The organism is Limnothrix sp. FACHB-881 (assembly GCF_014698135.1).
Lineage (GTDB): Bacteria > Cyanobacteriota > Cyanobacteriia > CACIAM-69d > CACIAM-69d > CACIAM-69d.
In genome coordinates, this window is the sequence record NZ_JACJSN010000006.1 from 55,613 (window position 1) to 68,797 (window position 13,185).

Genomic DNA, 13,185 nt, shown 5'->3' on the forward strand with positions numbered 1-13,185 from the left:
CAGCATACGGACGTAATTTGGTTTTATATAACAGTCTAGGATTTCGCAGCAGAATCTATGACTAGATTGGCAGTCGAATCAAAAATTCAGCGCCTTGTCCTGGCTCAGACTCAACGGTCAAACTGCCGCTGTGTTTATCGACTACGATTTGTTGGGCGATCGCGAGACCCAACCCTGTGCCTTTACCTACAGATTTTGTGGTGAACAGATGGTCAAAGATTCTTGACTGCACTTCTACATCCATCCCCTTGCCATTATCCCGAATGGCAATCTGCACTTGGTTGTTTACCAGAGTTGTGCTGATGGTGATCTGTTGAGGATGCGCTTCTAATTCCTTGAACGATCGACCCTGGGCCAGCTCATCAAACATATCGATCGCATTAGCCAGGATATTCATAAATACCTGGTTGAGCTGGCCCGGGAAGCAATCGATCGGTGGTATTTCACCATAGTTGGTAATTACCTCGATCGCCGGTCGATTAGTATTTGCCTTGAGCCGATATTTCAGAATCAGCAGCGTGCTATCAATCCCTTCATGCAGATTAGCGCTGACTTTATATTCCGTATCCGCACGGGAGAAAGTCCGCAAACTGGTACTAATCGATTTGATGCGATCGGTTGCCCCTTGCATTGAATTCAGGAGTTGGGGCAAATCTTCGCAAACATATTCCAAATCAATATCTTCAGCGTGATCTTGAATCGGAGAAGTGGGACTAGGATAATGCTGCTGATACAGGGCTAGATGTTCAAGCAAGTCCTGCACATGCTCTTTGCCATTATTGATGCTGCCATTCAGAAAGCCGATCGGGTTATTAATCTCGTGAGCAACCCCCGCTACTAGGTTCCCCAAAGAAGCCATCTTTTCGCTCTGCACCATCTGTAACTGAGCACTTTGTAGCTCTTGCAAGGTATTTTCTAAGTCTTTAGATTTTTGCCTGATTGTATTTTCAGCCAAGATTCGATCGCTGATGTCTAGCAATAATCCATCCCACATTAAAGTTCCATCAAGCAGTTTTTCTACTCGCCCTTCGCCACGGATCCATTTAACTTTTCCGGAAGGAGTCACAATTCGCCCCTCCCACTGCCAGGGAGTTAAGTTTTGAGCTGAATCTGCCACTGACTGACGATTAGATTCAGCATCTTCTGGATGCACCATGTCCATGAGGATCTGCACATTAGCAATCGCTTCAGAAGCAGTAACTTCATAAAGGTCATAACAATCATTGCTAATGTAGGGCATTGACATCGAACCATCAGGAGCTATCAAATATTGATATACCACCCCAGGAACATTATCTACGAGATTATAGAAGCGAGATTGAGAAATTTTCAGCTCATCCAGCGATCGCTCTAACTGTTGGCTATATTCCTGAGACTGTTGATAAAGTCGAGCATTTTCCAGAGAAATTGCCGCTTGAGTACAAAGGAAGTTGAGCACTGTAATACGATCGCTCGTGAATGCACCACTGGTTGATCGATTTTCCAAGTACAAGATAGCATTTAGATTTCCTTGACTGAAAATTGGCAAGCACAATACACTCTTAGGTTGATGTTGAACGAGGTAATCGCCAATTACGGGAAGCTCAGTCTTGAGATCATCAACCACCACTGTCATTGAAGTATTTTTTACGTAATGAATCAGTTTGGTAGGAACCGTAGAGTTATCTTCTAGCGGCACAGCTTGCAGTGCTACTTGTTTCGCATTTGCCATCACCCGAACTTGCCATCGATCGTCCTCGCAGAGCATTAAGGCACATCCATCTGCTCCAGAGTTTTCAAGCATGGCTTGGGTCAGCTTTTTGAGCAGTTCATCCAGAGCGATCATGCTGGCGAAAGTCTGGGAAATTTGTAGCAATGCAGCTAAATCTAGAGTCTGATTGATATTGTTGGTAGAATAGGTGTGAGGCGTAGAATGAATTGAGTAAGTAGGAGCACTAAGACTCGATAGTGTTTCTAAAACAGTCAAGCGTTGATTTGCAGCTTGCAAAATGGGCTGCAATAACTGGGGGTAGCGTTCCTCTAAGTCATTTACTTTAGCCTTGGCTCCCCAGTGAGCATAGCGATAGTAAGCTTCTTGCATATAACTTTCAGCAATCTTCTCCTTTCCCCAATCAAGGTAAAACTTAGCAGTAAGTTCATTGGCGAGAGCCTCTTCTTGAATGAACTCGTTTTTTTGAGCCAGTAGGATGGCGCGATCATATAGATCAACTGCTGAACTGCGATCTCCACTCAAACGAACAAGCTCTGCTGTAACTAAATAGTATTTGTGCAAAAAATTATTAGGACAAGCCTCAGCCCATTTTTCTAATAATTTCTGATGTTCTTGAATTTGTTGATAGTAAGCTAACTGAGTTTCTTCGTTCACATCAGCATAAATGGCTGCCAAACTCAAGGGATAATAAGTATGGTAGACGATGATGGGAAAAAATCCCATATTTGCAGGCAATGTATCTTGCAAAGTTTCTGATATTGCTAAAACTTGAGCATAATCACCTTTAAAGTAAGCCCGCTGTAAAACCAAAAACCCATACCAACTAATAGCAACGTTAAAGTGACTTTGTTGCCACAACTGAAAAAATGGATGCTCAAAGTAGCCAGGTGCTGTTAGGGTCTTGTCCTCAGTTATATCGTCTATTAGTTCTCGTACAAACTGTTTTTGAAGTTGAAAAACACACAGCATATTTTGATCATTTGTTTTTTCAACATAGCCGAAATATTTTTGAATTTCCTCTTGTACAGAAAGCAAAGGAGTTCCTTTCAAAAGATGAGACCAAATCAAGAAAATAATTGCCCATGCCCCAAAAACTAAATCGCCCGATTCTGCACACAGCTCAGCCGATTGCTTATAGAGTGGTATATTCTCTGCTAAAGGCCGCGAAAAAGGGTTGATAATATGAGCAAAATGGTTATTGTTTTTGGCCATAAATTGAGTATTTTTAAACACGCGGTCAATATCTAAAGCGACCTTGCCAAATTCATAAGCGCTTGGATAATTTCCTTCAAATGCCAACATCATGCCGTAACAGCAATAAGCAAAGCTGGAGCTTTCTGCTCGTCCATACCTAAGGGATAGGTTCACCATACGCAGAGTTGTTAGCAAATTCAGCAGTTGATTACCTGCCAAATAAGAAGCTGAATACAAAATTGCTAGAAGCTTCATGCAACTCTGCTGAACTGGTTCGGTCATTTCAGGTAAATTTAGCAGAGCTTGAACTGACACTTGAGAAATATTAGTTTGAACTTGTTGCCGCTCTACCTCTACTAAAGATTTCAACTCATTTTCATCAGTTGGCAATACCATTTCTAAAACAGCTAAACCTTTAATCCCTGCTTCAACGCTAGATAGCATATTTGTTCCCAAGGTCATTCGCTGCGTCATAAGAATGCTATAAATTTGAGCTGTATCTAAAGGATCTGTAATCCACTCTAAAATGTAGTTTAGTAAAGTTTCTGAAGTACTAAATTCACCAACAAGGTAGCTACATTCTGCTTTTTCCCGATAGAGATTTAGCATGAGATGATAGTGGGAGTCCCAGATTTCTTGAGATAATCGCTGAAGTCCAATATTAAAGTATTCAATGGACGCTTGATAAGCGACCGAAATCTTGGCTTTCATACCCGCTAAAAGTGCTAATTCTGCTAACTGAATCACCGATACAGAATATGGATCAGTGTCAATTCCTATGTTCAAATGATTGACAATATCAAAAACTGCGACTTCTAATTCTTCTTGTGGCGTACTATTCAGCAGGAGCTGTCCAACTTTAAGATGAGTGGCTTGCTTTCGTACCTGCGGAATCAAAGAATAAGCCGCTTGCTGCACTCGATCGTGCAGGAATCGATAGGCTGGATTGGCATGATTTTGAGCTTCAATCTGCTCAACTTCCTCAGACTGAAAAAACTTGTAAACCTGAGTGATCGGGATAACCAGCCCTTCCTGTAAAGCTCTCCACAAGACGGTAGCTGTTTCCGTTTGGGATCGCTCTGCCACGATCGCCAGGGTCTGCAAATCAAACTGTGCGCCAATACAAGCCGCTAATTTCAAAACCTCTTGCGTCGCTGTCGGCAGTTTCTGTAACTGCAACGCCATAAATTCCACCACATCATCCGTCAGCGCCAGTGCATTGACCTGGGCAATATCACATTGCCAATAGCCTTGATCACGGTCAAAAACGATGTACCCATCTTCATGGAGTGCCTTCAGAAATTGGGTCGTAAAGAAGGGATTCCCTTGGGTTTTACGATCAACCAGTTGTGTTAGCGGCTTCGACAATTTTCGGCTGCATTTCAACGTATCCGCCACCAAGCAATTGGTATGCTCTAGGCTCAGTGGCAACAAAGTGATTGTATTAACGGTTAAGTTCGCTTTTTCCAATTCCCCGATCGTCAGCATCAGGGGATGAACTGGTGAAACTTCGTTATCTCGGTAAGCACCCAACATCAGCAGATAGCCACTGCTTTCCATGAGCACTTTCAGCAATTGCAGCGAAGCGGAATCAGACCACTGCAAGTCATCCAGGAAGATCACTAAGGGATGATTGGCAGTCGTGAAAACTTGAATAAATCTCTGAAACAGTAAGTTAAATCGATTCTGGGCTGCGCTTCCTGACAGTTCCGGAGCTATGGGCTGCTGACCAATGACCTGCTCTAGCTCTGGAATTACCTCAATTAAGACCTGGCCATTTTCACCAACAGCTTTGAGGATTTGAGCTTTCCATTCGGCTAGTTGACTGTCAGACTCTGAGAGCAGTTGCCCCATCAGATCCCGCAAAGCTTGTACGAATGCTGATAGGGGAATGTTGCGATTGAATTGGTCGAACTTCCCTTTGATGAAGTAACCCTTTTGCTGAGTGATTGGCTTATGGACTTCATTCACCACAGCCGTTTTACCAATCCCCGAAAATCCCGCCACTAGCATCAGTTCTGATGCACCTTGGGAAACTCGCTCAAAAGACTTGAGTAAAGTTTTAACTTCGGCTTCTCTACCGTAGAGCTTTTCAGGGATTAAGAAGTGATCGCTCAGATCCCGTTGTCCCAGTTCAAATAATGCAATCGTTCCTGTTGTTTCCCATTGGCTTAAGCATTGCTGCAAATCATGCTGAAGACCCAAGGCACTTTGATATCGATCCTCAGCATTTTTAGCCATCAGCTTGACCACGATCGACCCTACGATCCTAGGCACTGATGGATTTACCTGATCCACTGGCTGTGCTGTTTTGGCAATATGACAATGCAGAATTTCTAAGGGATCGTTGGCAATGAAGGGTAATTGACCCGTTAATAGCTGGTATAGCGTCGCACCCAAGGCATAGTAATCAGCTCGATAGTCAATGCCACGATTCATGCGCCCGGTTTGTTCGGGAGCCAGGTAGGCTAAAGTTCCCTCTAGAATATTTGGATTTTGAATTTCTTGAGTTTCTTTAGGTAATAAAGAAGCAATACTAAAATCAATTAATTTAATTTCTTTTGATTCGGGATCAATCAGAATGTTGGCAGGTTTAATATCTTTATGAATAACGCGCTGCTGATGCAGATCGTGCAGAATGGTGGTCAGTTGTAATGCAATCTTGAGCACTTCGACCCAATTAAGCTTGTGCTGCTGTAGGTATTGATTGAGAGATAATCCTCCCCAATCTTCCATCACGAGTACGTAGCCATTACCGAAGGGCTGAAGAGTCAGGGGGTGAATGATGCCAGGAAAATTGAGGTTTTTGGCGATCGCGTATTGATTCCGAAATTGCACCAGTTCGCCAAAGGTAGGATAGTCCGACAGCAAGACTTTCAACACCACCGATCGCTGATCACCATCCTGGACAGCTCGATAGACAGCCGTTCGCGATCCCCAATAAAGTTGCTCTGTGATCGTATAGCCAGCAATTGCAGGCAATGGCCGGGATGAAGAGCTGGTGAGGGGGGACATGGATGTGGTTAAGAGGAAAACCTACTTTTCAGTATAAGGCTCCCTTTTGGTAATACGACAACCTTGAAGTGCCTAATATGACATGACTTACGGACGTAATTTATCTCGATATAACAGCTTAGTATTGCGTAATAGAACTTATGACTTGATTGGCAGTCGAATCAAAAATTCAGTGCCTTGTCCTGGCTCCGACTCAACGGTCAAACTGCCGCTATGTTTATCCACTACGATTTGTTGGGCGATCGCGAGACCCAATCCTGTGCCTTTACCTACGGATTTTGTGGTGAATAAATGGTCAAAGATTCTTGACTGCACTTCTGCATCCATCCCCTTCCCATTGTCCCGAATGGCAATCTGCACTTGGTTGTTTACCAGAGTTGTGCTGATGGTGATCTGTTGAGGATGCGCTTCTAATTCCTTGAACGATCGACCCTGGGCCAGCTCATCAAACATATCGATCGCATTAGCCAGAATATTCATAAACACCTGGTTGAGCTGGCCCGGGAAGCAATCGATCGGTGGTATTTCACCATAGTTGGTAATTACCTCGATCGCCGGTCGATTAGCATTTGCCTTGAGCCGATATTTCAGAATCAGCAGCGTGCTATCAATCCCTTCATGCAGATTAGCGCTGACTTTATATTCCGTATCGGCACGGGAGAAAGTCCGCAAACTTGTACTAATCGATTTGATGCGATCGGTTGCCCCTTGCATTGAATTCAGGAGTTGGGGCAAATCTTCGCAAACATATTCCAAATCAATATCTTCAGCGTGATCTTGAATCGGAGGAGTGGGACTAGGATAATGCTGCTGATATAGGGCTAAATGTTCAAGCAAGTCCTGCACATGCTCTTTGCCGTTATTGATGCTGCCATTCAGGAAGCCGATCGGGTTATTAATCTCGTGAGCAACACCCGCCACTAGGTTTCCTAGCGATGCCATCTTCTCGCTCTGCACCATCTGTAACTGAGCACTTTGTAGCTCTTGTAATGTAGTTTCTAAATCCTGAGACTTTTGCTGAATTGTGGCTTCCGCAGCTTTGCGATCACTGATATCTTCGACACTTGACCAAATGAACTGCTCACCATATCGCTCCACAAGAATCCCAGATAGCCGAACCGGAACAAGATGCCCATCCTTGTGGATATATTCCTTTTCATAGGGGCCATAGCGTCCAGTTGCTTGGAGGCGTTGCATCTGTAGTTGCTCCTGATCGGCATAAGATGCTGGTGTAATTTCAAAGTAAGTTAGTGTAGGAAGCTCATCAGTTGTTCGTCCTACGATCTGAGCATAGGCAGGATTGCAATAGAGCAGTTGCCCATTCATTCTGCACAGCGCTAACCCAATCGATGCTTGATCAAAAAGTGTGCGGTGATAAGCCTCGCTCTCAATCAATGCAGCTTCAGCTTCCTTTCGATGGCTGATATCTAACAAGAGGCCATCCCACACCAAAGCACCATCCACAAGTTTTTCGATTCGTGCTTCTCCATGAATCCATTTAACTTTTCCAGATGGTGTGATAATTCGCCCTTCCCAGTGCCAAGGAGTTAAGGTTTGCACTGAATCAGCAATCGATTGACGATGTGATTCAGCATCTTCTGGATGCACCATGTCTAAGAGAATTTGCACATCAGCGATCGCCTGTTCAGCCGTAACTTCATACAGGTCGTAACAAGCATTACTGATATATGGCATTGACACTGAACCATCAGTTTTCATGAGAAACTGATACACCACTCCCGGAACATTATCCACTAGGTTATGAAAACGGGATTGGGTATTGTCCAACTCATGGAAAGATTGCTCTAGCTGTTGACTATATTCTTGAGATTGTTGATAGAGTCGGGCATTTTCCAGAGAAACTGCCGCTTGGGTGCAAAGAAAATTGAGCACTGCAATGCGATCGCTCGTGAATACACCGCTAGTTGATCGATTTTCCAAATACAAAATAGCGTTTAAATTTCCTTGACTGAAAATCGGCAAGCACAATACGCTCTTAGGTTGATATTGAGCGAGGTAATTGTCAATTACAGGAAGCTCAGTCTTGAGATCATCAACCACCACTGTCATTGAAGTGTTCTTGACGTAATAAATCAGTTTGGCAGGAACCGTAGAGTTATCTTCTAACAGCACAGATTGCAGCACTATTTGTTCTGCATTAGCCATTACCCGAACTTGCCATTGATCGTCCTCGCAGAGCATTAAGGCACATCCATCTGCTCCGGAGTTTTCCAGCATGGCTTGGGTCAAATTTCTGAGAAGCTCATCGAGGGCGATCGTGCTGGCGAAAGTCTGAGAAATTTGTAGCAACGTAGCCAAATCTAGAGTTTGGTTGATATTGCTAGCAGAATGCGTGTGAGGCGTGGAATGAATTGAATAGACAGGATCAGTAACGCTTGAAAGAGTTTCTAAAATAGTTAAGCGTTGGTTGGCCGCCTGCAAAATAGGTTGCAATAATTGAGGATAACGTTCTTCTAGGTCATTCACTTTGGCTTTAGCTCCCCAACGAGCATAGCCATAGTAGGCTTCTTGCATATACCCCGCAGCCACTTTTTCTTTGCCCCAGTTCAGGTAAAACTTAGCTGCAAGTTCATTGGCAAGGGCTTCTTCTTGGATGTAGCCGTTGGCTTTGGCTCCGGTGATCGCGCGGTCATAGTAATCCATTGCTTCATACAGCCGCCCCCATACTCGATATCGTTCTGCTTCAACCAAACAGAATTTGTGTAAATAGTTTGCGGGTGCATGGGTTGCCCATAGTTTGAGCTTATTTTGGTTGTCAATAACTTCCTGAGGAACGTTTTTATATACTAGATCCGTCACTGTAGATAATATAGCAAGACGATTTAGTGAATCATAAAAGTGAAAAAATGGCACTTTGCAAGAGCCGGATATGCTACTTAAATGTTGCCTAGCATTATCTGCCGCTTCGATTGCTTGTTCCCACTCATTGAACAAGTAGCAAAGACTTAATTTGTTGACATACACTGTTCCCAGTGCATAAAGATCTTTAGCTTCCTGATGTAGGGGCAGCATAATCTGCTCGTCATAGATAGCACCTTGAATTTTCCAGGGGCATTTGCTATCAACGAATAAATTTAAGACAGATTGATAAAAAATTCTGAGATAGTTATGAGCTACTTCTTGTTTGAGCTGAGCTAATACCTGATGATAAAAGTTCATTTCTGATTCTAGGATAGACAAATTTTTTCCTAGAAAAAATGATAGTTGGCAGTAGTTATAGCTACAGTAAGCGGCATATTCTAAAGTACCTATCTCTAAACCGCTGCGATACCCTTCAATTAAAGGAAGAAGCGAATCTTGAATATGATGTTTCCATGGCTTCACAAAAGGATAAACCATGTTAATGGTGCTAGCTTTAAACTCTTGATTGTGAAAACGTGATAGCAATCCCATTGCTAGTTCCCCAATCTGATTGCCCAAATCTATTTCTCCAATAGTGCACAGAATGACTCCATACCAAGCATACGCTTGTGCAGATACATCAGCGTTACCATATTTTACTGATAACCTCACTTGCTCACAGACAATCAAGGGTAGTAAATCAGGAATAGTCTGATAGACTGCGGCAGTGACAGTTGCTAAAATTCTCATCCCTGCAAGGGCTTCGAGATCGGTCATCTCTGAGAGTGTTAGCAATTCTGCTAATTCTTTTCCTTGGAATAAATCTTGGGTCTCTCGTAAGCTTTGAGAAACATCCGTTGCTGTGGGATGTTCGGGAAATGAAATCTTGAATAATTCCAAGACAGAAAGGGCAACTTGAATAGCTTTTAGCTGTCTATTTTGGGCTACATAAGCTAAGATTGTCACCTCATAAACTTTTACTTTGTCTAGTAATTGACAGCTATTTTTCAGTACTTTATTAACCACTTCTTCCATCTGTGTGAATTCACCACTCAGGCAGGCTACTTCTGCTGCTAAATCATGGAGAGCTAGGGTTAAGCTATAGCATTGTTTCCATGCACCTTGACCAATTAGTTTTATACCTTGAGTAGCGTATTCGATAGCTGCGATATAAGCAGTTGCAGATTTAGCTTTTTGTGCAGCGATTAAATTTAGATTTGCCAACTCTTCTCGCTCACTTTTTTGGTCAATTAAGTCAGAACTTTGATTTAATTGATTGATAATCTCAAAGATTTTCTCTTCTCTTTCTGCTTCGCCCATTGCACTTAAAAGCAATTGCCCAATTTTTAAGTGCGTCAATTTTTTCTGCTCATCAAAAATTAAGGAATAAGCAGCTTGTTGAACTCGATCGTGCAGGAATCGATAGGCTGGATTGGCATGATTTTGAGCTTCAATCTGCTCAACTTCCTCAGACTGAAAAAATTTGTAAACCTGAGTAATCGGGATGATTAGTCCTTCCTGCAAAGCTCTCCACAGGCAAGTGGCTGCTTCTGTTTGGGATTGCTCTGCCACGATCGCCAGGGTCTGCAAATCAAACTGTGCGCCAATACAAGCTGCTAACTTCAAGACCTCTTGCGTCGCTGTCGGCAGTTTCTGCAACTGCAACGCCATAAACTCCACCACATCATCCGTCAGCGCCAGTGCATTGACCTGGGCAATATCACATTGCCAATAGCCTTGATCACGGTCAAAGACGATGTACCCATCTTCGTGAAGCGCTTTCAGAAATTGGGTCGTAAAGAAAGGATTCCCTTGGGTTTTACGATCGACCAGTTGAGTCAGTGGCTGTGATAGCTCTTGGCTGCATCTCAATGTATCCGCCACCAAGCAATTGGTATGCTCTAGGCTCAGTGGCAACAAAGTGATTGTATTAACGGTTAAGTTCGCTTTTTCCAATTCCCCGATCGTCAGCATCAGGGGATGAACTGGTGAAACTTCGTTATCTCGGTAAGCACCCAACATCAGCAGATAGCCACTGCTTTCCATGAGCACTTTCAACAATTGCAGCGAAGCAGAATCAGACCACTGCAAGTCATCCAGGAAGATCACGAGAGGGTGATTGGCAGTCGTGAAAACTTGAATAAACTTTTGAAATAACAAGTTAAATCGATTCTGGGCTGCGGTTCCTGAAAGTTCTGGAGCTGCGGGTTGCTGACCAATGACCTGCTCTAGCTCCGGAATCACCTCAATCAAGACCTGGCCGTTTTCACCAACAGCTTTGAGGATTTGGGCTTTCCATTCGGCTAGTTGACTGTCAGACTCTGAGAGCAGTTGCCCCATCAGATCCCGCAAAGCTTGCACGAATGCTGATAGAGGAATATTGCGATTAAATTGATCAAACTTTCCTTTAATGAAATAGCCTTTTTGCTGCGTGATTGGCTTATGGACTTCATTCACAACAGCCGTTTTACCAATCCCCGAAAATCCCGCCACTAGCATCAGCTCTGATGCGCCTTGGGAAACTCGCTCAAAAGACTTGAGTAGAATCTGTACTTCACTCTCACGACCATAGAGCTTTTCAGGGATTAAGAAGCGATCGCTCAAATCCCGTTGTCCCAATTCAAATGCTGTAATCGTTCCTGTTGCTTCCCATTGGTTTAAACATTGCTGCAAATCATGCTGAAGACCCAAAGCACTTTGATATCGATCCTCAGCATTTTTAGCCATCAGCTTGGCCACGATCGCCCCCACCATCTCAGGCACTGACGGGTTTACCTGATCCACGGGCTGTGTTGCTTTAGCGATATGGCAATGCAACAACTCCAAGGGATCGCCAGACTCAAAAGGCAATTGACCTGTCAATAGTTGATAGAGCGTCACGCCCAAGGCGTAGTAATCCGCTCGATAGTCAATGCCACGATTCATGCGCCCAGTTTGTTCGGGAGCCAGGTAGGCTAAAGTTCCCTCTAGAATGTTGGGATTCTGAATTTCTTGAGTTTCCTTGGGCAGCAAAGAAGCAATACTAAAGTCAATTAACTTTACTTCTTTCGATGCGGAATCAATCAGAATATTGGCGGGTTTAATATCTTTATGAATAACGCGCTGCTGATGCAAATCGTGCAGAATGGTGGTCAGTTGCAGGGCAATCTTGAGCACTTCAACCCAATTAAGCTCGTGCTGCTGTAGGTATTGATTAAGGGATACCCCTCCCCAATCTTCCATCACGAGCACATAGCCATTACCGAAGGGCTGAAGAGTCAGAGGATGAATAATGCCAGGTAAATCGAGGTTTTTGGCGATCGCGTATTGATTCCGAAATTGCACCAGTTCGCCAAAGGTAGGATAGTCCGACAGCAAAATTTTCAGCACCACCGATCGCTGATCACCATCCTGGACAGCTCGATAGACGGCCGTTCGCGATCCTCTGTAGAGCTGCTCGGTGATTGTGTAGCCCGGAATATTGGGTATTGACTGTTCGGATACTCGAGTGGCAGTGGTCATAAGTGATACCAGGAGATCGGCTCAATCCATTCAAGACGCACGACAAATCCTCAAGCACTCGGCACTGCCAGGATATTGATTTAGTGTCTTAGGGCACTTAAGAGATCACTCAACGATCACTCAGCAATGCGGCTCTATAAATTTTGCGTAAAATCAGGAAAATCTCGGGAATAGCAGAAAAGTGCTGCGCAGAAACTTTCCCAGCACTCAGCACTGACAAGACACTGATCCAATGTCATGGGGTACCAAGGAGATCACCCAGCAGTATAGCTCTACAAATTTTGCGTAAAATCGGGAAAATCTAGGAAATTACAGGAAAATTCCGAAAAAAAATCCAACTTGTTGGAGCAGGGAAGCGCTAATTGCTCAACACTGAGGCGAGAGGCTGAGGCTGCTGCTCAAAGAAGCGAATGCTGGTGGGCGTGCGGTTTTTGAGATCTGGCGCGTAGCGGGCTAGGTGGCGCACTACCCGATCGTTGACCCACAAAATGATGGGAAACCGAAACTGATGAGTGAAGGCGTTGAAGGCCCGATTGGTGGCCACCAACAGATCATCCAGTTCTTCTAGGGTTTCCAGCCCGGTAACCACCAGAGCTTGAGGTGGGTGTTGGCGACAGAGATTCTGGATTGGTGACAAGAGCGATCGGGCGGAGGTGGGCAACTGCAAGCACCCGACCTCCAAGGACAGCATCTCGCGTAAGCGATTAGTGGCACAACGCTGAACCGTTGGATCGTTGCAGTGCGCCAGAATCAGGGCAAATTCTCCCTGCTGGTGCAACAGAGTTCTGGCCAAAATGGCAACAGATCGCTCATTGGCGTTGGCGAGACCGCCTGGAACTTTGGGGCCCATGGCTTAACGCTCCTCTTTGGGAACAGTCGCATGACTGCTACGTATTGCGCCT

3 protein-coding genes are annotated in these 13,185 nt (G+C 44.3%); all 3 read right to left on the minus strand.

Translation table 11 applies throughout. The annotated features are described in order from the left end of the window. Window positions 1-61: 61 nt before the first annotated feature. The 3 genes from H6G52_RS07645 to H6G52_RS07655 all read right to left on the minus strand — a co-directional run bounded on the left by H6G52_RS07645 (window position 62) and on the right by H6G52_RS07655 (window position 13,133). On the minus strand, window positions 62-5,920 hold the full coding sequence (locus H6G52_RS07645; RefSeq protein ID WP_190527501.1) for an ATP-binding sensor histidine kinase: 5,859 nt from the start codon (window positions 5,918-5,920) through the stop codon (window positions 62-64). Between the two features lie 138 nt (window positions 5,921-6,058). Next, window positions 6,059-12,283, minus strand: a complete 6,225-nt coding sequence (locus H6G52_RS07650) for an AAA family ATPase (RefSeq protein ID WP_190527503.1) — start codon at window positions 12,281-12,283, stop codon at window positions 6,059-6,061. A gap of 358 nt (window positions 12,284-12,641) precedes the next feature. Beyond that, window positions 12,642-13,133, minus strand: a complete 492-nt coding sequence (locus H6G52_RS07655) for a hypothetical protein (protein ID WP_190355182.1) — start codon at window positions 13,131-13,133, stop codon at window positions 12,642-12,644. Window positions 13,134-13,185: the final 52 nt, after the last annotated feature.

What these genes read in the sequence shown, in the direction of transcription:
- H6G52_RS07645 (WP_190527501.1), bottom strand. Translation starts at nt 5,920, where the DNA reads ATGTCCCCCCTCACCAGCTCTTCATCCCGGCCATTGCCTGCAATTGCT.
- H6G52_RS07650 (WP_190527503.1), bottom strand. Translation starts at nt 12,283, where the DNA reads ATGACCACTGCCACTCGAGTATCCGAACAGTCAATACCCAATATTCCG.
- H6G52_RS07655 (WP_190355182.1), bottom strand. Translation starts at nt 13,133, where the DNA reads ATGGGCCCCAAAGTTCCAGGCGGTCTCGCCAACGCCAATGAGCGATCT.